Origin of the sequence: Amycolatopsis sp. NBC_01307, from assembly GCF_035975215.1 — a bacterium.
Taxonomy (GTDB): domain Bacteria; phylum Actinomycetota; class Actinomycetes; order Mycobacteriales; family Pseudonocardiaceae; genus Amycolatopsis.
Map to the genome: position 1 here is coordinate 5684923 of NZ_CP108403.1, position 26024 is coordinate 5710946.

General features: G+C 72.5%; 25 protein-coding genes and 1 pseudogene. 8 read left to right on the forward strand and 18 right to left on the reverse strand.

Annotation, left to right across the window (positions count from 1 at the left end):
* Positions 1 to 45 precede the first annotated feature (45 nt).
* Entirely contained in the window at positions 46 to 528 is a 483-nt protein-coding gene (locus OG439_RS24230) for a MarR family winged helix-turn-helix transcriptional regulator (RefSeq protein ID WP_326943163.1), read from the forward strand.
* Here OG439_RS24230 and OG439_RS24235 read toward each other — a convergent pair.
* Both OG439_RS24235 and OG439_RS24240 read right to left on the reverse strand, forming a co-directional pair.
* Entirely contained in the window at positions 489 to 974 is a 486-nt protein-coding gene (locus OG439_RS24235) for a GNAT family N-acetyltransferase (protein WP_326943164.1), read from the reverse strand. The two genes, OG439_RS24230 and OG439_RS24235, sit on opposite strands and share 40 nt — an antisense overlap.
* Positions 974 to 1735: an HpcH/HpaI aldolase/citrate lyase family protein gene (locus OG439_RS24240; RefSeq protein ID WP_326943165.1), complete on the reverse strand. Its 762-nt coding sequence runs from the start codon at positions 1733 to 1735 to the stop codon at positions 974 to 976. Before OG439_RS24240 ends, OG439_RS24235 begins: the two co-directional genes overlap by 1 nt.
* 95 nt (positions 1736 to 1830) lie before the next feature.
* On the opposite strand from OG439_RS24240, the gene OG439_RS24245 reads away from it, so the two are divergent.
* Positions 1831 to 2595: a thioesterase II family protein gene (locus OG439_RS24245; protein WP_326943166.1), complete on the forward strand. Its 765-nt coding sequence runs from the start codon at positions 1831 to 1833 to the stop codon at positions 2593 to 2595.
* On the opposite strand, the gene OG439_RS24250 is transcribed toward OG439_RS24245, so the two are convergent.
* Positions 2588 to 3616 carry a LacI family DNA-binding transcriptional regulator gene (locus OG439_RS24250; RefSeq protein ID WP_326943167.1) on the reverse strand — a complete coding sequence of 343 codons (1029 nt, stop codon included), beginning with the start codon at positions 3614 to 3616 and terminating at the stop codon, positions 2588 to 2590. The genes OG439_RS24245 and OG439_RS24250 overlap by 8 nt on opposite strands.
* A gap of 210 nt (positions 3617 to 3826) precedes the next feature.
* On the opposite strand from OG439_RS24250, the gene OG439_RS24255 reads away from it, so the two are divergent.
* On the forward strand, positions 3827 to 4807 hold the full coding sequence (locus tag OG439_RS24255) for a hypothetical protein (RefSeq protein ID WP_326943168.1): 981 nt from the start codon (positions 3827 to 3829) through the stop codon (positions 4805 to 4807).
* 55 nt (positions 4808 to 4862) lie between these two features.
* Here OG439_RS24255 and OG439_RS24260 read toward each other — a convergent pair whose 3' ends face one another.
* From OG439_RS24260 to OG439_RS24310, 11 genes are all read right to left on the reverse strand, one after another.
* Positions 4863 to 6257 carry a hypothetical protein gene (locus tag OG439_RS24260; protein ID WP_326943169.1) on the reverse strand — a complete coding sequence of 465 codons (1395 nt, stop codon included), beginning with the start codon at positions 6255 to 6257 and terminating at the stop codon, positions 4863 to 4865.
* The gene (locus OG439_RS24265) at positions 6254 to 6589 is read right to left on the reverse strand and encodes a hypothetical protein (RefSeq protein WP_326943170.1); all 336 of its coding nucleotides are present in this window, start codon (positions 6587 to 6589) and stop codon (positions 6254 to 6256) included. Before OG439_RS24265 ends, OG439_RS24260 begins: the two co-directional genes overlap by 4 nt.
* Before the next feature lie 15 nt (positions 6590 to 6604).
* A complete protein-coding gene (locus OG439_RS24270) occupies positions 6605 to 7156 on the reverse strand; it encodes a YbaB/EbfC family nucleoid-associated protein (protein ID WP_326943171.1) in 552 nt (183 codons plus the stop codon).
* Positions 7157 to 7265: 109 nt separating this feature from the next.
* Positions 7266 to 7694 (reverse strand): S26 family signal peptidase, encoded by a 429-nt coding sequence (locus OG439_RS24275; protein WP_326943172.1) that lies wholly within the window; start codon positions 7692 to 7694, stop codon positions 7266 to 7268.
* A complete protein-coding gene (locus OG439_RS24280; protein ID WP_326943173.1) occupies positions 7691 to 9502 on the reverse strand; it encodes an ABC transporter ATP-binding protein in 1812 nt (603 codons plus the stop codon). Before OG439_RS24280 ends, OG439_RS24275 begins: the two co-directional genes overlap by 4 nt.
* Positions 9499 to 10002, reverse strand: a complete 504-nt coding sequence (locus OG439_RS24285; protein ID WP_326943174.1) for a TlpA disulfide reductase family protein — start codon at positions 10000 to 10002, stop codon at positions 9499 to 9501. Before OG439_RS24285 ends, OG439_RS24280 begins: the two co-directional genes overlap by 4 nt.
* Entirely contained in the window at positions 10002 to 10508 is a 507-nt protein-coding gene (locus OG439_RS24290) for a MauE/DoxX family redox-associated membrane protein (RefSeq protein WP_326943175.1), read from the reverse strand. The genes OG439_RS24285 and OG439_RS24290 overlap by 1 nt, the downstream gene beginning before the upstream one ends.
* A 64-nt stretch (positions 10509 to 10572) precedes the next feature.
* Positions 10573 to 10740, reverse strand: coding sequence for a hypothetical protein (locus tag OG439_RS24295; protein WP_247054947.1), 168 nt, complete (start codon positions 10738 to 10740; stop codon positions 10573 to 10575).
* Between the two features lie 755 nt (positions 10741 to 11495).
* Entirely contained in the window at positions 11496 to 13928 is a 2433-nt protein-coding gene (locus OG439_RS24300) for a tetratricopeptide repeat protein (protein WP_326943176.1), read from the reverse strand.
* Between the two features lie 128 nt (positions 13929 to 14056).
* Positions 14057 to 14773, reverse strand: a complete 717-nt coding sequence (locus OG439_RS24305; RefSeq protein WP_326943177.1) for a hypothetical protein — start codon at positions 14771 to 14773, stop codon at positions 14057 to 14059.
* Between the two features lie 99 nt (positions 14774 to 14872).
* On the reverse strand, positions 14873 to 15460 hold the full coding sequence (locus OG439_RS24310; protein WP_326943178.1) for a methyltransferase family protein: 588 nt from the start codon (positions 15458 to 15460) through the stop codon (positions 14873 to 14875).
* Between the two features lie 73 nt (positions 15461 to 15533).
* Here OG439_RS24310 and OG439_RS24315 point away from each other — a divergent pair, with 73 nt between their 5' ends.
* The 4 genes from OG439_RS24315 to OG439_RS24330 all read left to right on the forward strand — a co-directional run bounded on the left by OG439_RS24315 (position 15534) and on the right by OG439_RS24330 (position 20996).
* Positions 15534 to 16346, forward strand: a complete 813-nt coding sequence (locus OG439_RS24315; protein WP_326943179.1) for a phosphatase PAP2 family protein — start codon at positions 15534 to 15536, stop codon at positions 16344 to 16346.
* Between the two features lie 109 nt (positions 16347 to 16455).
* The gene (locus OG439_RS24320; protein WP_326943180.1) at positions 16456 to 18039 is read left to right on the forward strand and encodes an FMN-binding glutamate synthase family protein; all 1584 of its coding nucleotides are present in this window, start codon (positions 16456 to 16458) and stop codon (positions 18037 to 18039) included.
* A gap of 19 nt (positions 18040 to 18058) precedes the next feature.
* On the forward strand, positions 18059 to 19792 hold the full coding sequence (locus OG439_RS24325) for a thiamine pyrophosphate-dependent enzyme (RefSeq protein ID WP_326943181.1): 1734 nt from the start codon (positions 18059 to 18061) through the stop codon (positions 19790 to 19792).
* Between the two features lie 133 nt (positions 19793 to 19925).
* A complete protein-coding gene (locus OG439_RS24330; protein WP_326943182.1) occupies positions 19926 to 20996 on the forward strand; it encodes a DUF2855 family protein in 1071 nt (356 codons plus the stop codon).
* 30 nt (positions 20997 to 21026) lie between these two features.
* On the opposite strand, the gene OG439_RS24335 is transcribed toward OG439_RS24330, so the two are convergent.
* Positions 21027 to 22214, reverse strand: a complete 1188-nt coding sequence (locus OG439_RS24335) for a cytochrome P450 (RefSeq protein WP_326943183.1) — start codon at positions 22212 to 22214, stop codon at positions 21027 to 21029.
* Between the two features lie 272 nt (positions 22215 to 22486).
* Positions 22487 to 22663 (reverse strand): annotated as a pseudogene (locus OG439_RS24340) (response regulator transcription factor); the annotation flags it as partial.
* A gap of 24 nt (positions 22664 to 22687) precedes the next feature.
* Here OG439_RS24340 and OG439_RS24345 point away from each other — a divergent pair.
* Entirely contained in the window at positions 22688 to 22990 is a 303-nt protein-coding gene (locus tag OG439_RS24345; protein ID WP_326943184.1) for a hypothetical protein, read from the forward strand.
* Between the two features lie 140 nt (positions 22991 to 23130).
* Here OG439_RS24345 and OG439_RS24350 read toward each other — a convergent pair whose 3' ends face one another.
* On the reverse strand, positions 23131 to 23607 hold the full coding sequence (locus tag OG439_RS24350) for a (2Fe-2S)-binding protein (protein ID WP_326943185.1): 477 nt from the start codon (positions 23605 to 23607) through the stop codon (positions 23131 to 23133).
* Between the two features lie 9 nt (positions 23608 to 23616).
* The gene (locus tag OG439_RS24355; protein WP_326943186.1) at positions 23617 to 25947 is read right to left on the reverse strand and encodes a molybdopterin cofactor-binding domain-containing protein; all 2331 of its coding nucleotides are present in this window, start codon (positions 25945 to 25947) and stop codon (positions 23617 to 23619) included.
* Between the last annotated feature and the right edge of the window lie 77 nt (positions 25948 to 26024).

Sequence of the window (26024 nt, forward strand, 5' to 3'; positions counted from 1 at the left end):
CGTGTGCAACCCAAGGTAGGTTGGGTTGCGTGTTAAAGTCAAGCGGTGACCGAGGACGCGGTGGAGCCGCTCGACGAAGTCCAGCACCGCGCGTGGATCAACCTGGTGAAGGTGCTGCTGACGCTGCCGGGGGTGCTGGAGAGCCAGCTCCTGCGCGACGCCGATCTCACGCTGCTGGGCTACATGATCCTGGCCCGCTTGGAGGCCTGCCCCGGCCGGACGCTGCGGATGAGCGAGGTCGCGCAGATGGCCAACGGGTCGCTGCCGCGGATCTCGCACGCGGTCGCGCGGCTCGAGGACCGGGGCTGGGTGACGCGGACGGTGTGCACCGGTCAGGGCCGGCGCTTCACCGTCGCGAGCCTGACCGACGCGGGCCGCGCGCACCTGGGAGCGTCGGCCGCCGGGCACGTCGCCATGATCCGCCGGCTGGTCGTCGAGCCGCTGGGCGCGGACTTCGTGGGGGTGGGCGAGGCCGTCGAGCGGATCGTTCAGGTGCTCGGGCTGCCCACCACGTCACTGAAACCGTGATGGCGCATGGCGATCTTGTGCGGCCGCGGCCGGCCGGTCTCGCGGAAGCCGAGCCGCTCGTAGAACGCCCGGGCGCGCGGGTTGACGTCGAGGACCTCGAGCACCACGCCCCGGCCGCGCGACGCCGCTTCGGCGACCAGGGCCGCCACGACGTGCGCGCCGACGCCGCGGCCCTGGTGGTGCGGCTCGAGCTCGATCCGGCCGAGGACGACGTCGGGCCCGGTGTCGTCGACGACCAGCACACCGGCGTCCTGCCCGTCGACGGTGATGATCTGCGTACGGGCCGCGTCGAAGGTCTTCTCGTGGTAGGCGCGCTGGACCGGCTCGTCCCAGCCCCAGATCGCCTCGACGTACTCGCCGAGCGCGCCGCGGTGCAGCTGGTAGCAGAACTCGTCGTCGCCCGAGCGCAGCTGGCGCAGCCCGGCTTGGCGCGTCTTCCGGCCCATCACCGCTCCCCGAGGATCCGGCGGGCCCGGGCCAGCACCGGCTTGTCGACCATCTTGCCGTCCACAGTAGACACCGACTCGCCCGCGGTGACGACCCGGTGGGCCCAGTTCACCTCGTCGTCGGTCGGGGCGAACCCGGCGCGGACCGGGGCGATCTGCTTCGGGTGCACGCAGAGCTTGCCCGCGAAGCCCATGCGCCGCGCGTAGCGGACGTCGGCGGCGAGCCGCGCTTCGTCGTGCAGGTCCGTGGTGACGCCGTCGACCGGCGGCGCGAGCCCGGCCGCCGCCGACGCCACGACCAGCCGCGAGCGCGCGTAGGCGAACGGCTCCGGGTCCTCGGGCGCGACGCCCAGCTCGGCGGCCAGGTCGACGCTGCCGAACGCCAGCCGCGTCACCGACGCCACGGCGGCCAGCTCACCCGCGCGTTCGACGCCGAGCGCCGTCTCGACCAGGGCGACTACGTCACCGAACCCGGCGAGCACCCCGGGCGTCTCGGCCTTCGGCACCATGACCGGAACACCGCGCGCGGCCACCAGGGCGGCGTCGGCGTCGAACCAGGGCGTGCCGGGGGCGTTGATCCGCACCATCGCCCGGCCGCCGCCGGCGAGCCAGGCGGACACGGCGGCGCGGGCGTCGGCCTTGTCCGCCGGGGCCACCGCGTCCTCGAGGTCGAGGACGACGACGTCGGCGCCGCTCGCGACGGCCTTGCCGAAGCGGTCGGGGCGGTCGCCGGGCACGAACAGGAACGTCGTCGCGGCCACCTTCGCCTCCCATCCGGCGAAACCGGCGGACCCGGCGGAACCGACGTGTTTGACTGGTCGTGACGACGATATCCCGACCGCGGAGGACGGACGACTTGCGCATCGACGACGGCGCCACGACCGGGTGGATCCGCCGGTTCCACGACGCGACCGGCAGCACCGCCCGCCTGGTGTGCTTCCCGTACGCGGGCGGGTCGGCGAGCTTCTTCCACCCGGTTTCCGCGCGCTTCTCCCCCGGCACCGACGTCGTGGCGCTGCAGTACCCGGGCCGGCAGGACCGGCGGCGCGAGGCGTGCGTCGAGGACATCGGCGAGCTGGCCGACCAGCTCGCCGAAGCGCTCGCCGCGCTGAGCGCCAAGCCGACGGTGTTCTTCGGGCACAGCATGGGCGCGGTGCTCGCGTTCGAGACCGCGTACCGGCTGGAGCGGGCCGGTGCGAACGCGCCGGCCGCGGTGGTCGCGTCGGGCCGGCGGGCGCCCTCGACCCGGCGCGACGAGCGCGTCCACGAGCTCGACGACCAGGGCCTGATCGCCGAGCTGCGGCTGCTCGACGGCACGGACTCGGCGGTGTTCGGCCACGAGGAGCTGCTGCAGCTGGCGCTGCCCGCGATCCGCGGCGACTACACCGCCATCGAGACCTACCGCTGCGAGCCGGGCCGCCGGATCGCGGCCCCCATCGCCGTGCTGACCGGCGAAGACGACCCGAAGACGACGCGGCCCGAGGCCGAGGCCTGGCGCGAGCACACTTCGGGCGCCTTCACGCTGCGCGTCTTCCCGGGCGGGCACTTCTTCCTCGCCGACCACCAGGCCGGCGTCGACGCGGAGCTCGCCGGGCACCTCGACGCGCTGCGCGTCAGCTGACCGGCGCGATCGTCGCCCCGGCCACCGGCGGGCACGTCAGCAGCCGGTGGACCGACGGGTCGGCCGCGGCCGGGTCGAGCAGGGACGCCAGCAGCCGCACCGCCGCCCGGCCCATCTCGCGGCGCGGTACCTCGAAGCCGCTGATCTCGGGGCCCGGCGGGTCGCCGGGCGGGCGGCCGAGCACCGCCAGGGAGACGTCGCCGGGGACGGAAACCCCGGCCTCGCGCAGGGCGCGCCACGTCGCGTGGAACACCGCGCCGGTGTCGGTCTCCTCGACGACCAGCGCCGTCACGCCGTCTTCGAGCCAGGTGGTGACGTCCGCCGCGGTGAGGTCCGTGCCGTCGGTGCGGACGACCGTCAGCGCCGCGCCCGCGTCGGCCGCCGCGGTGCGGACGCCGCGCTCGCGGTCGTCCGACGACGGGGCCTCGTCCGGCTCGCGCAGGTAGCGCAGGCGCCGGTGGCCCGCGCCGACCAGCCGCGTCACCACCTCGGCCGAGGCCGACACGTAATCCGCGCCCACGTACGGGATCGTGCCACCCAGCTCGGTCCGGCGTCCGATGTAGACGATCGGGAAGCCGCTCGCCATCAGGTCGCCGACCGCGGCCACCGGGACGTGCCGGCCGAGGAACAGGCAGCCGTCGGCGAGCCGGGTGCGGCGGATCCGCGTGTGGTCGGGCACCGCGCTCGACGCGGTGAACATGATCAGGTCCTGGCCGAGCTCGGCCGCTTCCGCCTCGACGCCGGCCAGGATCGGGTAGTACGAGTCGGCGACGTCGATCGGGAACGCCGGGGTGAAGGTGTAGACGCCGAGCAGGTTGTTGCGCGCCGACGCCAGCCGCGTCGCCACCGGGTCCGGCACGTACCCCAGCCGTTCGGCGGCTTCCAGCACCCGCAGCCGGGTGCGCTCGGACAGCCGGACGCCGGTGCGGTTCCCGCCGAGCACCACCGAGACCGTCGCCTGCGAAACCCCGGCGACGCGCGCGATGTCGGCCTGCCTCGGCGTCCGCCGCGCCCTGCTCATCGGTACCTCGCTCGGTTCGCCTCACCTCGGGTCAACTGACTCGGTTCAGTTGCCAGCGTGCGACGCGCGCGAAGGCCCGTCAACGGTTTTGCCCGAAACTCCAGCGAACCTGTCCCGACCGTACTAATACGTATTACTCCATTGACTTCGCCGTTCGGCGCGTGCCACCGTCGCCGGACGCGAACACTTCGAAGGCGAAGGAGCGGCACCATGTCCCTCACTCGACGCGGCCTGCTGGCCGGTGCCGCCGCACTCGGCGCGGGCGCCCTCCTGCCGGCGCCCGCCCTCGCGGCGCCGGCCGGTTTCCCCGACTACCGCTACCAGCGGCTCGCGCTGGTGAAGAGCAAGCTGAAGTACAACCCGACCGGCGAGCTGATCTTCCCGTGCATCCGCGGCACCGCGGGCCGCATCCCGAACGCGCTCGCCGCGTACTACCTCTACTACGCCCCGCACGACGCGCCGGGCGGGATCTGCCTGGCCTACGCGAACACCCTCGACCAGGAGTTCACCGAGTACGCGGGCAACCCGATCATCAAGAACTCGTGGCCCGGCGAGTACTCGGTCAGCCACGTCTCCTCGCCGCACGCCCTGTGGAACGACGACGTCAACCGGCTCTACCTGTACTTCCACGGCGAGAACACCGTGACCCGCCTGGCCAGCTCAGCCGACGGCATCCACTTCACCTACGAGAAGGAGGTCCTGTCCACCCGGCTGCAGCCCGCCGGCACGACCGAGACGTCCTACGCGCGGGTGTTCCGCCAGGACGTGCCGTCGAAGAACGCCCGCTACGTCATGGTCTTCATGCTCAACAACACCACCAACCACCGCGACATCGGCTGGGGCTGGTCACCCGACGCGCTGAACTGGACGTTCTCCCAGACCCCGTTGGTGAAGCACACGGACGTCGGCGCCAACGACATCGGCGGCCCGCACCTGCTGAACCGCAACAACAGCACGTACGTCGTCTACAACACCGACATCGCCCACGGCGGCAACCTGATGATCACGGAGGTGGGCAACGACTTCTCGAAGCGCAACCACCTGGGCGTCTTCCACGATTCGCTGAGCGGATCCCCGGACAACGGCCGCAGCGCGGCGCCGAGCTTCGGCACTTATCAGGGGCACGAGTACATGATCTACGAGGCCGGCGAGCGCCTGGCGGGCAACATCGCCATCGCCCGCGCCATCTGACCCACCACGGCAAACGCCGTCCACCACGAAAGCGGTGGACGGCGTTCCCGGGCGCCTAGCTCGGCTGTTGTTCCTTCTTGTCCTCCTCGGCCCACGCGGCCTCCGCCTGCATCTGGATGTCGGTGAGGCCGCGGTCGACCTGGACGATGTCCTTGCCCGCCCAGCCCACGAAGTTCTTCGAGCTCTTGGCGTCCGAGAGCGCCTTCAGCATCGGGTAGTAGTCCGGTGCCTTCTTCTTCAGCCAGTCGTCGACGAACTTCATCTTGCTGTAGCTGTCGCCGAACTTGGTCTTCAGCCAGTCTTCGTGCTTCTTGATCGTCGAGATGTCCTGGTCGCTCAGCTTCGACTTCGGCGACGGCGGCTTGGGCGCGGGCGGCGGGTCCGCGGGCTTCGGCAGCGGTCGCGAGAAGTTCGGCGTGGTGCCGTCGCCCGGGGGCCGGGTGCTGGGCGTGGCGCCGCCTCCGGGCGGGCCGTCGTGGGTGACCGCGGTGCCCGGTGGCGGCAGCGGCCGCGAGAAGTTCGGCGTCGTGCCGTCGCCCGGCGGCCGGGTGCTCGGTGTGGCGCCGCCTCCGGGCGGGCCGTTGCGCGTGACCGCGGTGCCCGGCGGCGGGGGCAACGGCCGCGAGAAGTTCGGGACGCCACCACCCGGACGCGGCGGCAGGTTGCTCAGCTCGTGCCCCGCACCGGACGAGCCCGGCTTCCCCTTGACCAGCTTCGACAGCCCGGTGAGCCGGGCCAGCGTGCGCCCGGCGTAGGCGACGACCTTGGCGAGCTTCGCCGTCATCGCCGCCACCTGGATCGAGACCTGCGCGACGACCTTGCCCACGCCGACGGCGATCGACGCGCCGAAGGTGGGGATGGCCAGCGCGAGCGCGATCAGCATCGTGGAGATGATGTCGCCGAGGATCGTCGTGATGATGTCGCGCAGCAGCGACCGGACCGCGCCGATCAGCGCCCCGGTCGTCTCGACCATGTAGCCGGCGACGTCGGATGCCTTGGCGTTGGCGTCGATCCAGCCCTTCCGGTCGTTGATCGACTTCAGGAAGCTGTCGTAGCCCTTGCCCTCCCACTGCGTGATCGTGGCCTTGAGGGTGTCGTCCAGCTCGGTGCCGGTGTTGCGCAGCGACTCACCGATCTTGTGCAGCTCGTTGGCGATCTTCGTGACCTCCGCGGGGTTGCCCGCGACCTGGTCCAGCGGCCACTTCAGGAACGAGACGTGCTCGATCAGCCAGCCCAGGCCCGCCGCGATCAGCTTCGCCAGCGGGTCCATCACGAACGCGACGGTGTCGAGCGCGGCGCTGATGACGTTGATGCCCAGCTCGACGCTGACGGCCGCGAGGTCGCCGCCGTGTTCCGTCTGGACCTTGCCGATCGAGTCGCCCACCTGCTTCCAGCTGTCGAAGACGCCGGCCCCGGTCGTCGAGTTCGATGCCGTGATGGGAACGGTCACTTGCCCAGCTCCGTTTCGAACGTGCGCAGCCCCTGAGCCGTGTTCGCGTCGTGGGTCGCGTACGTTTCGGCGGCCTTCTTCACGTCGTCGGCGGACTTCCCGATGTCACCGACGAGCTTGGAGATCTCGCCCGTGATGACGCCCATCGTGATCCGCGACGGCACGGCCAGCACCTGCGCGAGCAGGATGCCGAACGCGGCGTTGTCGAACCCGTTGGCCGCCTGCATCCGGTTCGCGGCGTCCTGCACCGCCGGCTGCGTGGTGCCCGACAGGAACTGGCTGAACTTCTGCAGCTCGGCCGGGTCGACCGAGAAACCTGCTCCGGAAACCACTGGTTCTCCTCCGTACTACCAGGGATTGCTCTCGCCGTCGTCCTCTTCCGGCGTGGACCGGGGACGACGACGCGGCGGACCTTGCTGCGGCGGCTGCGGTGGAGGTGGCGGCGACGGGCGCTGCGGCGGCGGGACCGGCCTCTGCGGGCGGGCGCCGGCTTCCGGCGGCGCCGCGAAGCCGTTGTCCGGTTGCGCGCCTTCGTCCGGTTCGGGCGACGGCAGGAACTCCGTCAGCAGCTCGCGGGCGGCCGAGTTCTCGCCCACCATGCCGCTGAACGCGTCGGCGACCTCGGCCGAGACCTTTTGCTGCGCGCGGCCGATCAGCTGCATCACCAGGCCGGAAAGGGCTTGCGGGGGACGCTCGTACGCGCGCGGGCCGAACCGGAGGTCCTGCAGCACCCCGCTCGGGCCGACGGTCACCGAGACCGCGCCGTCCGGCGACTGCACGGAGGCGACGGCGGCCTGGAGCCGTTCCTGGGCAGCCGCGGCTTTGGCCTGAAGTTCCTCGAGATCGGCGGTGAACGCGGCCAGCGGGTCGACGTCGCCGGGGGGCACTGACTGGGTCAATTTGTCCTCGTCGCGAGAAAGTTCGTGAACGAGTGAAGTCAATCAGTGCTCATTTAACGTCAGGTGACACGGACAGAGCCGCCAGCTGAACGCGGGAAGTGCGGCTCACTCAAGAAAACACGTGCCGCACCACCACGCCGACCAGCCGGTCCCGCGGCACGAACCCGTAGTGCCGGGAGTCCCAGCTGGTCGGCCGGTTGTCGCCCAGGACGACGGTGCAGCCGGGCGGCACCACCGTGCCGCCGAGGCCGTGGACGTCCGGGTCGGCCCAGCCGGGCGGGACGCGGTCGCCCGCCACCGCCACCACGCGCTTGAGCAGCAGCTGCTCGCCCACCGGCGCGCCGCTCGGCAACCGCGGGTAGCGCAGCAGGGCCACCCGGCCACGCCGCGGACGGCGGGTCCGGCGCACCAGGACCCGGTCGCCGGACGCCAGTTCCGGGGCCATGCTCGCACCGTCCACTGTGGTCAGGATCAGCAGCCGGCGGGCGGCGACGGCACCGCCCGCGGCCAGCAGCACGGCGAGGACCAGCGCTTTCACGGCACGGCCTGGTAACCGCCGGCCTGCAGGCGGAACAGGCGCGCGTACCCGCGGCCGTCGGCGAGCAGGCTCTCGTGCGTGCCCAGCTCGACGACCCGGCCGTCTTCGAGCACCGCGATGCGGTCGGCGTCGCGCACCGCGCTCAGCCGGTGCGAGATGAGCAGGCTCGTGCGGCCGTGCCGGTGCTCGCGGATGCGCGCGTGCACCTCGTGTTCGGCCTCCGGGTCGAGCCCGGAGCTCGGCTCGTCGAGGATCATCAGGTCCCGGCCCTCCCGCACGAGCGAGCGGGCCAGCGCCAGGCGCTGCCACTGCCCGCCGGAGAGCACCACCCCGGTGGACGCGTCCTCGGTGTCGGTGCCGATCTCGAAGATCCGGGTGAGCGGCGTGTCGTACCCGCGGGGCAGCGCGGCGATCCGGTCGTGCGCGCCCGCCCGCGTCGCGGCGGCCACCAGCCGGGCGCGGTCGCTCATCGCGGCCGGCTCGCCGAGCCCGATGTTCTCGGCCGCGGTCATGTCGTAGTTCATGTGGTCCTGGAACACCGCGCTGATCCGCTCGCGCAGCGACGCGGGCGGGATGTCGCGCAGGTCGACGCCGTCCCAGAGGATCCGCCCGCGCGTCGGGTCGTACATGCGGCACAACAGCTTCACGAGCGTGCTCTTGCCCGCGCCGTTGAGGCCGACGAGCGCGACCGCCGCGCCGTGCGGGAGGGTGAGGTCCACCCCGCGCAGCACCCACGGGTGGTCGTCGCTGTAGCGGAACCAGACGTCGCGCAGCTCGATCCCCTGCCGCAACGCGGGTGCCGGGCCACCGGAACCGCTCGGCAGATCGGGTTCCGCGCGGACCACGGCGACGTAGTGCGCGAACGACAGCAGCCGGGCCTGGCCGTTGGCGATCGCCGACGCGAGCGTGCCCAGCGCGGCCTGCACCCCGGCGACGGCGGCCACGAACATCGAGACGTCGCCGGCGCTGAGCGACCCGTCGCGCGCCGACGTGATCGCCCACCAGAGCCCCGCCCCGGCGACCGCCGCGCTCAGCGCCGTCAGGCCGCCCATGGTCCGCAGCTCCCGTTCGTCCATCCGGCGCTGGGCGGCGTTGGCGCTGCGGCGCTCGTCCATCAGCCGGGCGCGCAGGAACGCGCCGATGCCGAAGAGCCGGATCTCGGTCGCGGCGGGGATCCCGGTGAGCAGCTGGCTGTAGAAGAACTCGCGCCGGGCGAACCGCTCGACGCGCCATTCCACCGCGGCGCGGCGCCGGGCCAGCAGCAGCTCGGCGAGCAGCGCGGGGATCGCGGCGGCCAGCACGACCCCGGTCATCGCCGGGCTCAGGATGAACAGCGAGCCGAGGAACCCGGCCAGCGAAAGGGTTCCGCTGAGCGTGCCGCCGACACCGTCGACGATCTCCGGCATCCGGCCGCAGCTCTCCTGCGCCAGCCGCAACCGGTCCTGGTAGGCGGGGTTCTCGAAGGTGCGCAACCCGACCTGACGGCCCAGTGCGGCGAACAGCCCGTCGGTGGCGACGGTGCTCGCCGCGCGGCCGATCTGCGCCCGGACGTAGTGGACGACCACGGGCAGCGCGGCGACGGCGAGCCCGGCGCACGCCAGCGCCACGGCGAGGCCGCCGACGGCGCCGGTGCGCGAGACGAGCCGGTCGAGGACGAGCTTGGTCAGCCAGGCGGTGGCGATCGGCGCGGTGGCCGCGGCCGCCGTCATGACCAGCAGCCCGGCCAGCCGCGCCGGGCCGGACCGCCACAGCAGCACGGCGGCGGCCGCGGCCGCGTCGCGCAGCCGGCCCGGTTCGCGCACCGTCACCGCCCGGCGGGGACGGTCAGCTCGGGCACCCGGCCCGCGGTCGCGACCACCCGCCCGTCGGCCACGACGTACAGCGCGGGCGTCCAGGTGTTGCGGAACGCGGCGGCGACCGGGCCGCCGTCGAGGTCCGCCGGCACCACCCGGGCGACCTCGGCGAGCGCGCGCACGGTGTCCGCGTCGTCCCCGCCGACGACGGCCAGGACGCGGTCGCGGCCCTGCTCGCGGGCGTAGGCGAGGAAGTCCGGCAGGGTGTCGTGGCAGGCGGGGCAGTCGGCGGAGAAGAAGGCCACCGTGCCGTCCAGCGTGGCGGTGGTGAGCGGCTCGCCGTCGGTCGTCGTGGCGGCGAACTCGCCGACGGCCGAACCGGGGCGCAGCGCGAAGAGCGGCCCGGACCCCGCGGCCGCCTGGGCCCGCATCCGGCGCAGGATCCCGACGGTCAGGAGCAGGTTCACCAGGCACAGCAGGCCGAGCAGCACCAGAGCGGCGACGACGAAGGGCATCAGGAACTCCTTGCGAACACGACGGCGATGTCGTCCATCGCGACGACGAGGACGGCCGCCACCCCGCCCGCCGCGACCGCGAGGGCGGCCCCGGCGACGGGTGGCAGGTGCTCCGGCGCGAAGGCGCCGAGGACGGCGAAGCAGAGCAGCACGGTGTTGCGCGCCAGGTGCCGCGGGCCGACCGGGGTGTCGGCCGTGCCGAAGCAGCGGCACGACGCGGGCCGCCCGCGACGCAGCGCCGTGCCGATGGAGGCGGCGAAAGCCAGTAGCAGCAGCGAAGCGAGGACGAAGCCCGCCGTCGCGGTGGCCGGCACGACCACGAGCACCGCGGCGCCCGCTTCGGCGCCCACGACGGCCACCGACACCGGCACCACGGCGTTCGCGGGCATCGGCACCAGCGCGGGCACCGACCGCGCGAACCCGCGGAAGTCCCGGAGCTTCGACACCGACGAGGCGGCGAACACCACGGCGATCAGCGTCGCGCAAGCCGCACGGAGGTAGTCCACGGCACTCCTTTCCCACGGGCGGTGCCCGCTCGCGCGGACACCGCCCGGTACGTTCGGGACCGGTTCAGCAGGTGCTGCGGATCTTGGACCATTCGCAGCCGGTCTGCGGGCAACAGAACCGGTACCAGTACCCGGGGTGGCCCGCGCTGTTGCAGAAGTAGCCGCCAGCACAGGCGGAGGCCTGGGCAGTGGGCACGATCCGGTCGAGCACGCGGTCAACGAGGCGCCGCATGGTGTCTCCCTTCGACGGTGGGTGTCCGACGTGGCGCGGAACCGCGTTCGTGGTCCCGCACCGGCCGCGAGCATCGCCGCCACAGACGACCGGAGCAGCAATCCCGGACGAACCCGGACGCCCCGCTTCACCGACCAACCGGCCCCGGCCGCGCCTCACCGTTTCCCCGCTTCCCTCACCGGCAGCACCCCACGGCCGCCGTCGCACGCGACCGCGCCTCCGACCGACGCTCGGCACGGACCAGGAAGCCTGCCCACCGGCGGTCACTATCACCACACTCGCCGCAGCCGGACACGGTCACCGCCGACGCCCGACCCCGCGAGCAGTGGAGAAAGCCCGAAACCTCACCCACCGGCAGCCAGCTCCGGCCCCCGAGCCGACCCGCCGGGCGCGCGAGCCGACCCCCTGGGTACGCAAGCCGACCCTCCGGGTACGCGAACCGGCCCCGCAGGCACGCGAACCGACCTTGCCCCGGCGCACGTCTCGCGCGAGTGGGGACGCATCTCGCGTGATTGCGCGCGCATTTCACGTGTCTGGCCGCGCATCTCACGTGATCGAGCGCGCATCTCACGTGTCTGGCCGCGTGTCTCGCGTGATCGAGCGCGTGTCTCGCGTGATTGGGGGCGCATCTCGCGTGATTGGGCGCGTGTCTTGTGATTGGGGGCGTGACTCGCGTGATTGGGGGCGGGTCTCGACCGTCCTTCACCTTGGTGACCTCCGCTACGGCTGGTCGGCCGAGCCGCGGCGGGCGGGCGTCAGCCGCCGGTGGTTACCGTCCGGGCTGCGGGCTCCGGGATCTCTGCCGGTTCTGGCAAGCCCAGCTCGCGGTGGTGGTCGCGGGCCGCCAGCCAGTGCTGGCGGGCACGTGGGGGGTCGCCCAGTGCGGTCCACGCCCGGGCCAGGCCCAGGTGTGCGCGGGCGGCCTGGTGCAGGATGCCCAGGTCCACCGCCATCGCCAGCGCGGACTCGTGCGACGCCCTCGCCTGGCCGGTGCGGCCGAGGTCCAGGGACACGTCCGCGAGGCACAGCAGCGCTTCCAGGTGCAGGTCGCGGTCGCCCGCCTGCTGGGCGATGGCCGTCGCGTGGCGGAAGAAACCGCAGGCCTCCTCCGCGCCCCGGCCGGACCTCAGGTGCGTGTCGCCGATGTTGAGCAGGGTGCGGCCCATGTCGCTCAGGTCGCCGGTCTGCTGGTCGATGGCGAGCGCCTTCAGGTGGCTCTCCAGCGCCTCGTCGTAGCGGCCCAGCCGGCCGTGGACGTAGCCGAGGTTGGTGAGCGCGGTGCGTTCGCCCGCCCGGGCGCCGATCTCGCGGGCCAGCGCCAGTGCCCCCTGCAGGAACCCGGCCGAGCGCGCGAAATCGGCGTTCCAGGAGGCGATCGCGCCCAGCGTGCCTAACGCGCGGCACTCGCCGGAGCGGTCTTCGGCGCCGCGGAAGCAGTCCAGCGCCTGTTCGGCGAACCGGGTCGCGACTTCGTAGCGGCCGACCTGGCTGTGGGTGGCCCCGAGGCTCAGCAGGGCGTGCCCGCGGGCGACCGGGTCCGCCGACTCCGTCGCGCTCGTGTGCAGGGCCAGCGCTTCCCGGATGTGGCCGCCGGTCTGCAGGTACCGGAACAGGATCCGCGACAGCAGCCCCGCGTGGCCCGACGCCACCCCGTGGAGGCCGGCGCTGACCAGGTTGGCCCGTTCGGCTTCCAGCCACGCCGCCGCCGACGCCCGGTCGGTCACCGGCGGGATCGGCAGGCCCGGGTCGGGGACGTGCGGCCGGTGGTCGCGCACGCGCGGCGCGTAGTGGTCCATCGCCGCGGCGGCGGCGAACGCGTAGTAGTCGAGCAGCCGCGCCAATGCGGCCCGGCGGCCGGCGGAGACGTCCTCGTCCTCGGCCCGCGCCATCCCGAACGCGCGGATGAGGTCGTGCAGCTCGAACCGGTCCGCCTCACGGCGCCGCACCAGGCTCGCGGCGGCGAGCCGGTCGGCGGTCCGGGTCGCCTCGTCCAGGCCGGTGCCGGTGAGCGCGGCGATGCCGTAGACGTCCAGGTCCGCGCCCGGGTGCAGGGCGAGCAGCCGCAGAGCCCGCTGTTCCGGCTCGCCGAGGTGGTCGTAGGACAGGCTGATCGACGCGTCCACGGCGTCGTCCAGGCGCAGGTGCGCCCGCCGCTGCTCGAGCCGCTCCAGGTGGTCGGCCAGCAGCCACGACCGGTGGGCCGGCGCGGTCATCCGCAACGCGGCCAGCGTCAGCGTGAGCGGCAGGTGGCCGAGCTCGGCGGTGATCCGCCGGGCCACGCCGGGTTCCTGGTCGATCCGCTGCGCGCCGACGGTGCGCCGCAGGTAGGCGAGCGCCTCGTCCGGGCTCAGCACGTCCAGCCGCACCTGCGCACCGGCCAGCCCGGGCAGCGCCAGGCGGCTGGTGACGAGCACCGGGCCGCCCCGCGCGTCGGGCAGCAGGGGCCGGACCTGGTCCTCGCTGTGGGCGTTGTCGAGCACGACCAGCAGCCGCCGCCCGGCCGAGCGCTCCCGGTAGACCCGTTCCTTGCCCGGCAGGTCGGCGGGGACGGCGTGCCCGGGCACGCCGAGCAGCCGTAGGAAGGAGTCGAGCACCGCGGCCGGGTCCACCGGCGGCCGGCCGAGGTCGGGGTGGAACCCGCGCAGGTTCACGAAGAGCGCGTCGTCGAACCGGCCGGTGCGCAGCAGTTCGTGGCCGACGTGCACGGCCAGCCCGGTCTTGCCGACCCCGGCCATGCCCGCGATCGCCGACGCCTGCCCGCCCGCGGCGTCGCCGAGCGCCGCGCACAGCCGCGCGAGCTCCGCGCGGCGCCCGGTGAAGTGCGGGATCGCCTCGGGCAGGCCGAGCTGGGCCTGCACGAAGGTCGCCGCCTCCGCGCGGCTGCGGACGACGCGCAGCATGTCCTGCCAGCCGGCGACGTACCCCGGGTCCGGGTGCAGCACCTCGACGACGGCCAGCACCAGGTCGGTGTTGGGCCGGGCGCGGCCGGTCTTGAAGCAGTCGGCGACGGTGGTGCGGGCGGTGCGCTCGGCGGGCGGGCGCCCGGCCGCCGTCCAGAGCCGGTTCACCCGCTCGGCGATCTGCGCGTACGACGGGTCGCCCGCCCACGTCTTGAGCAGCCGCAGCCGGGCGATGAGCTCGGCCAGCGTGCGCGCGTGGCCGGGATCAGGTGCTTCGGTGAACGCCATGACGCCCCATGGTGGCCGCGATCCGCGGCCACGACCATGGATTTGCCGCAAGGTGTCAGGCGGCCCTCCACGATCACCGATCCACCTCACGCCGGGCACAACGGATCCTCAACGGGCCATCAACGCGCCTACTTGAGCACGCTGACCGCGCGGGCGATGACCAGCAACGACGTCAGCAGTGCCGCGACGCTCTGCACCGCCATCAGCACCTTCGCCCGCGAGGACAGCGGCATCGTGTCGGTGGGGCTGAACGCCGTCGAGTTGGTCACCGACACGTACAGGTAGTCGAGCAGGGCCGGCACCCAGTCGGACTTGACGCTGGAGCCCTCGGCGACCTCCTCGACGGTGTCGGCGTTCTCGTCCTGCGAGAACCGGAAGTCGGCCGGCGGCAGGTCCGCTCGGCCGGACTGGGTGCGCTTGACCGGGCCGCCCCGGTCCAGCTCCCAGTAGGCCAGGCCGAACGCGATCACGTTGGTCAGCCACACCTGCAACGCGCCCAGCAGCAACGCCTTGCCGTCGCCGGCCGCGCCGGCGACCAGGTCGTGGATGAGCAACCCCAGCGCGCCCAGGTTGCTGAGCGCGACGACCGCGACCAGCGCCAGCGACAGCACCCGGGAGAGCCGGGTCTGCCGCGTGACGCGCCGCGGGTTGATCGCGATCAGCGGCACCAGCAGCGCGATCTCCAGCGCGGGCACCACGAACCGCGGCGCGACCAGCAGCTGTTCCGGCAGCGCCAGGTAAAGCGCGATCGCCACGAGCGTCGCGACGGCGGCGGGCAGCCGGGCCTCACCGCGGCGCTGGTGGCGGGGATGACGGGTACGGGCCTCGGCACGGTCGGCTGACATGGCGGCGGCTGCTCCTCGCGGACGGCCGCTGACCGGCCCCGGTTCGTCGGGGCGCCAGCCTAACCTCCGGCGCGCCCGCACACCGCGCGGACCGCGAGGTCACCACACATAAGGGACGAGCCGGGCGCGGTCGGCGGCGAACCGCCGGTAACGGCTGCCCAGCGCCTCGCCGAGAGCGTGTTCCTCGATCCGGATGCGGTGGACCAGGGCGATCAGCAGCACCACGACCGGGGCCGCCGCGCTGACCCAGTTGCCCGCGATCAGGCCGCCGCCGGCGAAGATCAGCAGCAGGCCGGTGTAGCTCGGGTGCCGCAGGACCCGGTAGGGACCCCGGTCCACGACGGGCTGGTCTTCGCTGGTCTGCACCGTCACGGTGAAGTACTTTCCCAGGCTGTAGAACGACCACCAGCGCAGGAGCAGGCCGAGCCACCCGAGCACGAGCCCGACCGTGACCAGCCCCGTACCGCCGCCGATGCCGGCGGCCGGGACGACCGCCCGCCCGATCGGCCACAGCAGGACCGCGCCGAGGAACAACACCCGGAAGCCGAGTTCCGCGGGCACGTTGACGAGTTTCGCGCCGCCGCGCGTGCGGAACGCCTGGACGAGCTCACCCGCCGCGAAGGCGGCGACGCTGACGACCAGGACGACCCGGGCCACGTCCGGCAGCTCTTCGAAAGGCGCGCGCACACCGCCATCATCCCCCCGGAGAACCCGCCGGAACCGACGGATTCCCGCGGCCGCGGACGGCTAGGGTGACCGCGTGAACCCGCCGCCGGACGGCCACCACCGACGTCCTCCGCCGATGGCCGGCGCGGCGGCCGCTCCCGGCCGGCTCACGCGCACCCTGCTCCGCGGTACCGGTGGCCGTCCCGGCGTGCTCGTCGAGCTGATCTTCCTGCTGCTCTGGTTCCTGCTCTTCACGCGTCTCGACGCCGTTGTGGGCCGGGACCTCGCGGCCGCCAACGCGCACGCGCTGGCCCTGCAGTCCGCGGAACACGCGCTGCACCTCGACGTCGAGCGGAGCGCGAACGGCTGGCTGGCCGGGCATCCCGTCCTCGCGCACCTCGCGGTGTACCTGTACCGGCTGTACTACGCGGTGGTCGCCGGCACCCTGCTGTGGGTGTTCGTCCGGCACGCCGAGGTCTACCGCAAGGTCCGCCGGACGATGGTCGCGATGACGGCCCTCGTGCTGCCGGTCTACTGGGCGGTGCCGATGTCGCCGCCGCGGTTCGCGCTGCCGGGGGCCGTCGACATCGTGGCCGGGTACGACATCCTGGGCCAGGCCGGCCGCGAAAGCTGGACGAGCCCCAGCCACTACACGGCCATGCCCAGCATGCACGTGGGCTGGGCGTTGTGGTGCGCCTACGCCGCGTGGACCGCGCTCCGGGGCACGCATCCCCGCCTGGCGCCGCTGTCGTGGTCGTTCCCGCTGCTCATGGTGGCGGTCGTGCTCACCACGGGGAACCACTACGTCCTCGACGTCGCAGGCAGCGTGACGCTGCTGGCCGTCTCGATCGCCGCCGCGGCGCTGTGGGGCCGCCTCGCCGGAGCCCGGCAGCCGTACCGGACCTGAAGCCACCGGCGCCTCGATGAGGTGGACGAATGCCCCATCGGCGTAGGCAACGGCCCTGATCGGCGTGCTCGACCTGCGCTCGACCGGCCGTCCGGATAGCTTCGGTTCCGTGCTCAGATTCGCTGCGGTAGGTGCGCTGTCGCTGGTCGCCCTCGGCGTCGCCGCGCTCGCGCTGTCCGCCGGCCCGTGGTGGTGGTTCCTCGCCGCGCCGCTGCTGCTCGTCGCGGGTCTGGGGTGCTGGGATCTCCTCCAGCGCAAGCACTCGGTGCTGCGGAACTACCCCGTCCTCGGGCACCTGCGTTTCCTGCTCGAAGCACTGCGGCCCGAGCTGCAGCAGTACTTCATCGAGCGCAACTTCGACGGCCGCCCCTACGACCGCGACATCCGCAGCATCGTCTACCAGCGCGCGAAGGGCACCGACGCCGAAGCGCCGTTCGGCACCGAGCGCGACGTCTACGCCGACGGCTACGAGTCCCTGGTGCACTCGATGGCGCCGATCGCGACGCCGGACGACCCGCCGAAGATCCGGATCGGCGGTCCGGACTGCACCCAGCCGTACGACATGGCCCTGCTCAACGTGTCCGCGATGAGCTTCGGCTCGCTGTCCGCCAACGCGATCCTGGCCCTCAACAAAGGGGCCGCGCTCGGCGGGTTCGCCCACGACACCGGCGAAGGCGGCCTCTCGGAGTACCACCTGCGCCACGGCGGCGATCTCGTCTGGGAGATCGGCACCGGCTACTTCGGCTGCCGGACCGCCGACGGTGATTTCGACAGAACGGAATTCGCCGACAAGGCCGCCCACGACGCGGTGAAGTGCGTGTCCCTGAAGCTGTCCCAGGGCGCCAAGCCCGGGATCGGCGGCGTGCTGCCCGGCGGCAAGGTGAACGCCGAGATCGCGCGGGTCCGCGACGTCCCTCAAGGCGAGACCGTCATCTCCCCGCCCTACCACCGGGTCTTCGCCACCCCGCGCGAGCTGATCCGGTTCGTCGCGTCGATGCGCGAGCTGGCGGGCGGCAAGCCGACCGGGTTCAAGCTGTGCGTCGGTTCGCGGCGCCAGTTCCTCGCCGTCTGCAAGGCCATGCTGGCCGAAGGCGTCACGCCCGACTTCATCATCGTCGACGGCGCCGAGGGCGGCACCGGCGCCGCACCCCTGGAGTTCGCCGACCACATCGGCACGCCGCTGACCGAGGGCCTCATCACCGTCCACAACGCACTCGTCGGCACCGGGCTGCGCGACCGGATCAAGATCGGCGCCAGCGGCAAGGTCGCCACCGGCGCCGACATCGTCAAGCGCCTCCTGCAGGGCGCCGACTACACCAACGCGGCGCGGGCGATGATGTTCGCGGTCGGCTGCATCCAGGCCCAGCGCTGCCACACGAACACCTGCCCGGTCGGCGTCACCACCCAGGACGCCCGCCGCGCCCGCGCACTGGACGTCGCCGACAAATCCCTGCGCGTGGAACGGTTCCAGCGTTCCACCGTGACCGGCGCCCAGCAGATCATGGCCTCGATGGGCGTCCGGTTCCCCGCCGAGCTGCGGCCGCACATGCTGCGCCGGCGCGTCGATCCCCACCGGGTGCGGTCCTACGCCGAACTCTACGACTGGCTCGAGCCCGAGCAGCTGCTGTCCGGCCCCCCGCGGGACTGGGCGCAGGACTGGGCCGCGGCCGACCCCGACCACTTCACCATCTGACCCACCCCAGGAGAGCTCCGTGACCCGCACCGTCGCCCAGGTCGTCATCGACAGCCTCGTCCAGCTGAACGTCACCCACGTGTTCGGCGTCGTCGGAGACGCGCTCAACCCGCTGACCGACGCGATCCGCCGGGCCGACGGCATCGAGTGGGTCGGCTGCCGGCACGAGGAGGTCGCCGCGTTCGCCGCCGGCGCGCAGGCCCAGCTCGGCGCCACCATCGGCGTCTGCATGGGCACCGTCGGCCCCGGGTCGGTGCACCTGCTCAACGGCCTCTACGACGCCGCGAAGAGCCACGCGCCCGTGCTCGCCATCGCCGGGCAGGTCCCGCTCGCCGACGTCGGCACCGACATGTTCCAGGAGGTCGACAACGACCTGCTGTTCAAGGACGTCGCCGTCTTCCGCGCCACCGTGACCTCCGCCGAGCAGATCCCCGGCCTGCTGGAGATCGCCGTCCGCACGGCCGTCAGCCGCGGCGGCCCCGCCGTGCTCACCGTGCCCGGCGACATCGGCGACAAGAAGGTCGACGCCGACCGCGAGCCGCGGTTCTCCCTCGCCGAGCGCAGCACCCGCCCCGACGACCCGGCGCTGGACGCCGCCGCGCAGCTGCTCAACGCGGCGGAGAAGGTCACCCTGCTGGTCGGGCGCGGCGCCCGCCAAGGCCGTGACGACGTGCTGGCGCTGGCCGACCGCCTCGGTGCCCCGATGGTCCTCACCCTCAAGGCCAAGGAGGGCTTCGAGGACGACAACCGGTTCCAGGTCGGGCAGACCGGCCTGATCGGCAACCCCGCCGCCGCGCAGGCGATGGACGACGCCGACCTGTTGCTGTTGCTGGGCACCGACTTCCCGTACCGGGCCTGGTACCCGACCGGCAAGAAGGTCATCCAGGTGGACGCCGTCGCCGAGCACATCGGCCGCCGCGTCCCCGTCGAGCTCGGCCTGGTCGGCGACGTCGCCCCCACCGTGGCCGCGTTGCTGCCGCGGCTGTCGCCGCAGGCGTCCCGGAAGCACCTCGACGACACCCGCGCGCACTTCGAGCGCTGGCACGCCGGGCAGGCGCGGCTGGCCGCCCCCGGGCACGACAAGAGCCTGGTGGGGAAGGTCCGTTCGGTCTTCGACAACCAGGACCACCAGATCCGCCCCGAGGCACTGGCCGCGCTGATCGACGAGCACGCCGCGCCGGACGCCGTGTTCACCTCCGACACCGGGATGGCCACGGTGTGGCTCTCGCGGTTCGTCCACATGACCGGATCGCGCCGGCTGCTCGGCTCGTACAACCTCGGGTCGATGGCCAACGCGATGCCGCAGGCGATCGGCGCCCAGCTGCGGGACCGCGACCGCCAGGTGGTCGCGTTCTGCGGCGACGGCGGCCTCAGCATGCTGCTCGGCGACCTGATGACCATCCGCACCTACCGGCTCCCGGTGAAGCTCGTGGTCTTCGACAACCGGCGCCTGGGCATGGTGAAGCTCGAGCAGGAACAGGCCGGGCTGCCCGAGTTCGGCACCGAGCTGGACAACCCGGACTTCGCGGCGGTCGCCACCGCGCTGGGCATCACGGGGATCCGGGTCACCGACCCGGACGAGCTGGCCGAGGCCGTCCGGCGCGCGCTGAGCACCGAAGGCCCGGTCCTGCTGGACGTCCTGACCAACCCCGAGGAGATGTCCGTGCCGCCGAAGCCGACGGTGGACCAGGGCTGGGGCTTCGCGATCGCCAAGGTGAAGGAGCACCTCCGCAGCACGGGCGACAACAGCTGACCTGCCCGGGCCGGCGCGGCGGCCGGCGGGTCCGCAACCCGCGAGACGTGACCGGGACCGCCCGGCGGCCACGATGGGCTGGAGCGCCGGACGCTCGCCCGGTCACGCGCACGATCTCCGGCAGGGAGCGTCGATGTCCACTGTGGACAACTGGCAGCTGTGGGTGCGGCGGGCCGACCTGACGGTCAGCGGCCCGCGGGCGGCGGCGCACCCCGCGCTCGCGCCGGGTGCCGTGCGGCTCGAGGTCGAGAAGTTCGCGCTGACCATGAACGTGGTCACCTACGCCCGGCTCGGCGACCAGACTCTGCCGTACTGGAACGCTTTTCCGGCCCCGGCGGGGTACGGCCGGGTGCCGGTGTGGGCGTTCGTGCGGGTGATCGACTCGCGCAACCCCGCCATCCCGGTCGGCGGCCGGTACTTCGGCTTCGTGCCGATCGGGACGCACCACACGGTCGAGGCGCTGCCGACGTCCCGCGGGTTCGAGGACGCCGATCCGGACCGGGCGTTCATGCCGGCCTGGTACCGGACGTTCCAGCCGGCCGCCGAACCGGACGACCTGGACGACCTGCGGGCGGTGTTCCGGCCGATCTTCCCGGCGTCGTTCACCCTCGCCGCGTTCGTCGCCGGGCTGGCGGCCGACGGGATCAAGTCGGCGCTGATCACGAGCGCGTCCAGCCGGACCGCGATCGGGCTGGCCCACCTGCTGGCCCGGGACACCGGCCTGCCGGCGGCCGGGCTCACCTCCGCCGCCAACCACGGCTTCGCCGCCGGTACCGGCTGTTACGGCTCGGTGGCCCGCTACGACGAGCCGGCCGCGGTCTCGGTGCTCGCACCGGCGGTGCTGGTCGACCTGACCGGCTCCCACCGGGTGATCACCGACGTCCACGAGCGGTTCGCCGGCGCGCTGGGGCACGTCGCGCTGGTCGGCTTCACCCATCCGGACTCGCAGCAGCACGGACCCGCGCTGACCGACCCGAAGCCGCAGTTCTTCTTCGCCCCGTGGGCGGAAAAGCGGATGGTGGCGGACGAGGGCGAGAGCCGGTTCTACGCCCGCTACCACGAGGCCGAGCAGCGGTTCCTCGAGTCGGCGACCGCGTGGCTCACCATCCGCCGGCAGCAGGGCCCGGAGGCGATCGCGAAGGCGTTCGGCGCGCTGCTCGCCGGGACGGTGCCGGCCGGCGTCACGGACGTCCTCAGCCCGTGACAGCCGGCTCGCTCTCGAGCGCCCGGCGGATCACCAGGTCACGAGCAGCTCGCGGGGCCCGCGGAACATCCCGCCCGCGCGCCACGGGACGTCGCCGGCCGCGACGGCGAGCTCGAGCCCGCCGAACCGCCGCACCAGCGTGCTGAGCAGCACTTCGAGTTCCATCCTGGCCAGCTGCGCCCCGACGCAGTGGTGCGGCCCGTGGCCGAACGCGAGGTGCGCGCCCGATTCGCCGTCCAGGTCGAGCACCTCCGGATCGGCGAAGACGTCCGGGTCCCGGTTCGCCGCGTGCACCAGCAGCAGCACCGCGTCACCCGCGGGGATCGTGACACCGCTCAGTTCCACGTCCTCGGTGGCGATCCGCGGGAAGGCGGCGGCGACACCGAGCGGGATGAAGCGCAGCAGTTCCTCGATCCGCGCGGTCAGCCGGTCGGGTTCGCGCACCACCGCGGTCCAGCGGTCCGGCTCGCTCAGCAGCGTCCACACCATGTTGCCGATCTGGTTGATCGTCGCGTCGTACCCCGCGACGAGGACGACCCAGGCGAGCTGCACCAGTTCCGCTTCGGACAGGCGGTCACGCTCGTCGCGGGCCGCCACCAGGGTGCCGAGCAGATCGTCGGCCGGTTCACGACGGCGTCGGCCGACCAGTTCGACGAGGTAGTCGTTCAGGTCCGCACGGTGCGCGCGGCGCTCTTCCGGGCTCATCGCCGACGTCGACAACGCGGCCGCGGCCCCGGCGTGAAATCGCGGCCGGCCCGCTTCGGGAATGCCGAACAATTCGCTGATCGTCGTCACGGCCAGCGGCACCGAAACGTGCCGCACGAAATCGGCGGGCCGCCCGGCCGCGCACATTTTGTCCAGCAAATCGTTCACCACGCGCTCCATGCGCGGGCGCAGGGTGTCCACCCGGCGTTTGGTGAAGGCGTTGGCCACCAGCCGCCGCAACCGGCCGTGCGCCGGCGGATCCAGGGAGAGCAACGACCCGGCCTGGTCGGTCAGCTCCGGCCGCACGCGGGGAATGTCCACGCCCACAACGGCTTCCCTGCTGAACCGGCTGTCGGCCAGCACGGTCCGCGTGTCGGCGTACCTGGTGACCAGCCAGCCGTCCCGCCCGTACGGCAGCCGAACCCGGGCCACCGGATCGGCCGCGCGAAGCCGCGCGTAAGTCGGATCGAGGTCGAGCGCGTGCGGCGGGCTGAACGGATAAGCCTGTGCCACGGGACAGGAATCGTTTCCCGAGTCGCCCTCTGCCATGACCCCTCCACCAGTTAGCTCTGCCGACCCCTCGCAGTGATCTCCCGATCGTCGCGCACAGTAGAGCGTGCGCCTACGGGACGTATCGCAACATCTCCCGCCATGCGCTGTCAGCAAGCCGGCGAAACGCGAGTGAATCATGATTGCCAAAGCCTCTTCAGCCACGATTTCGGGAGCGAGATCGGCACATGTCTGCGTGCGTCCGGCGCACTGGTGATCGCGCCGACCCGTGGACGTCACGCCGGGTGGATGAGGCGGCTTTCGTAGGCGAAGATCACGGCCTGGATCCGGTCGCGGAGCTCGAGCTTGTGCAGGATCCGCCCCAGGTGGGACTTCACGGTCGCCTCCGCGAGGTGCAGCGTGGCGGCGATCTCGGCGTTGGACAGGCCGGAGGCGCGCAGCACGAACGCGTCGTACACGTCGGGATCACGGAAAGCATGGCGGTCACGGGCAACCTGGCCGGCACGGTGACCTGGTACGAGCTGCCGACGGCAGCCACCGCGACGGTCCGCACCCACAGCCGCGTGGAGGCTCTGGCGGTGACGCCCACGACGACGGTGTCCGGCCACGCCGACGGCACGGCGATGATCTGGCGACCCACCCTGCCGCACGCGGCCGCCACGACGAACCTCGACCACGCCGACCGCGTCGCCCTCCAGACCAGGGCACCCGAAGCAACGGGTGCCGAGCGGGCCTGGATCGACTTGGTCCTGGCTCTCGACAAGCAACGGCCCCGCTGACACGGGTTCGACCGGGGCGGCGGTGACCGTCGTTCTCGACAGGCCGCCCGGTTCAGGCCGAGAACTTCCCGGACAGAATCCTGGACGGCGTCGAAGGTGCGCAGAGTGGCACCCCATCGCCGACCGATTCCGCCGCTTGGCTACATGTTCTCGGCTCCCGCCTGGATCGCCTCCCGAATCCTGGCGTAGGTGCCGCACCGGCAGATGTTGCGGATCTCGTCGAGGTCGGCATCGGTGATCGCGTGCCCCGCGGCGGTCGCCTGCTTGACCTTCGCCACGGCGGCCATGATCTGGCCCGGCTGGCAGTAACCGCACTGGGCGACGTCCATTTGCAGCCACGCCTCCTGCATGGGGTGCAGGTCCTTGCCGACCGTCGCGGGCAGTCCTTCGATCGTGGTGATCTCGTCCGTGTCCTTGATGTCGGCGACCCGCACCGAGCAGGGGTTGAACGCTTTCCCGTTGATGTGGCTGGTGCAGGCCTTGCAGACGTCGAGGCCGCAGCCGTACTTGGGGCCGGTGATCCCGAGCAGGTCGCGCAGGACCCAGAGGAGCCGGAGGTCGTCGTCGGCGTCGACGGTGACCTGCCGTCCGTTGACCTTGAAGGTGTGTTGAGGCACGGCTGACTCCTAGAAGGCGTGGTCGAGACCGTCGGTGGGCGAGGGCGGGGTGGACGGCTGCAGCGGCAGCGGCTCGAAGCTGAGCGTGCCGTGGTTGACCGGGAACGAGGTCGGCATCTTGCCGACGGCCCGGGCGTAGGCGCACGCCACCGCGGCGAACGACGGCGCCACCGCGAGCTCACCGGCGCCGCTCGGATTGGCCGAGGTGTTCGGCATGACGACGACCTGCGTCTCGGGCGGGGTGTTCCACTCCCGGGTGTAGAAGTAGTTGTCCCAGCTGCCTTCCAGCGGGATGCCGTCCTTGATGTGCACGCTCGAGGTCAGGCACATCGCGATGCCGTCGTTGAGGCCGCCGATCATCTGCGCTTCCAGGCCACGCGGGTTGATCGCGAAACCCGGGTCGACGACCACGAGCGCCTTCGTCACCCGCGGCCCGGTGACCGCGTCGGGGATCTCGCGGTCGACCGTCTCGGGCCGGCAGTCGATCTCCACCAGCACGGCGATCGCGCCGCGGTACTCGGCGTGCAACGCGATGCCCTGCGCCGTACCGGCCGGCATCGCGCGGCCCCAGTTGCCGACCTGCGCGGCCTTGTCGAGGACCGCGCGCAGCCGGTCGTCCTTGAGAAACTCGCGACGGAACGCGACGGGGTCCTTGCCGAACTTCTTCGCCAGCTGGTCGACGACCAGTTCCTCGGCGGTCACCACGTTCGGCGAGTAGATGTTGCGCATGCTGCCGGTGTTGAACTTCAGCGGGATCTCGTTGAGCAGCTGGGTGGTCACGCCGAAGTTGTAGGGCGAGGACTGGCTCAGCAGGAAGATCGACTCGGCGAAGCTCAGGTTCCCGGCGATCGGCAGCCGGGACGCGAACGCCGTCAGCATCTCCCCCAGCCCGTGGCTGAACTCGGTCTGCACACTGGTGTGCCGCTGCTCGAAGCTGAGCACGTTGCCCAGCAGGTACGTCGCGCGCACCCGCGTCACGCACATCGGGTGGATCCGGCCCTGGCGGAAGTCGTCGGTGCGCGACCACATCAGCTTGACCGGCTTGCCCATCTTCTGCGACGCCTCCGCCGCTTCGGCGGCCGCGTCGTGGAACAGGTGCCGGCCGAACGAGCCACCGCCCTGGGTCACGTGCACCTTCACCGCGTCCAGGGGCAGCCCCAGCTGCTTGGCGATGTCCTCCTGCGCGACGATCGGCACCTTCAGGCACGACCAGATCTCCGCGCGGTCCGGCCGGACGTCGGCGATCGCGGCGCCGGTCTCGAGCGGGCTGTTGCTGGCGGCGGCGAAGGTGAACTCCGCGTCGATGTACTGGTCGAGCAGGCCGGGCACAGCCATCGGCAGCTGCGCGGCCTTGAGCTTCTTGAACACGGTCGCGTCGGACTCGCCGTCCACCGTGCCGGGTCCCCAAGTGACCTTCAGCGCGCGGATCGCGTCGATGCACTGACCGAAGGTCCGGCCGCGCACCGCGACGCCGTGCGAGATCGCGACGACGTCGGTGATCCCGGGCATCGCCTTGACCTGCGCGGCGTTGGCGATCGTCCGCGGCGTGCCGTTGATCGTCGGCGGCCGGGCGACCATGGTCGGCAGCGCGTTCGGGACGTCGATGTCGAGGGTGAACTGCTTGGTCCCGGTGACCGAGGCGTGGGCGTCGAGCCGGTTCTGCGGTGTGCCGAGGACCTTGAACTCCGAGCGCGCCTTCAAGGTGGCGACCACGCTGATCGTCGTCGCGGACGCCGCGGCCTTCGACAAGGAGCCGTAGCTCGCCTGGCGGCCGCCGGAGTGCCGGACCGTCCCGGCCGCCGTGGTCAGCTGCGACACCGGGACGCCCCACTGCGCGGCCGCTGCGGCGAGCAGCCGCTGCCGGGCGATCGCCGCGGCCGTGCGGACCGGGGTGTAGATGCTGCGCATCGAGTTGGAGCCGCCGGTGAGCTGGTTCATCAGCAGCTCGGGCCGGGCGTCGGCGAGGGTGACGTCGATCCGGTCCAGTGGCAGGTCGAGCTCTTCGGCGATCATCATCGCGACCGCGGTGGTCATCCCTTGTCCGACCTCGGCCCGCGGGACGGCGAAGGACGCGCGCCCGTCGGTGCCGACACCGACGGTGATCAGGCCCGAGGTCGGGAGGGCGGCGACGTTCTGCAGGTCACCGAGGTCGAAGATGTCCTCGGGCTGCGGCAGCGACGGAATGGACGCTTCGGCCTGGCCCGGCGCGAGTTCGGCGACGCCGATCTGCGCGGCGACGGCGAGCGTCGGCGCGGCGAGCACGAAGCCGAGAAAGCGGCGGCGACCGAGGGTGCGCGGTTCGGGTTCGGGTGGCTGCTCGGCGGGGACGTGGTGGGCCATGAGCGGCTGGTTCCTCTCGAACGACGGTGTCGGAGAAGTGCGGGGCTGGACGCCGCCGAGCCGGAGTGTTGCATAGA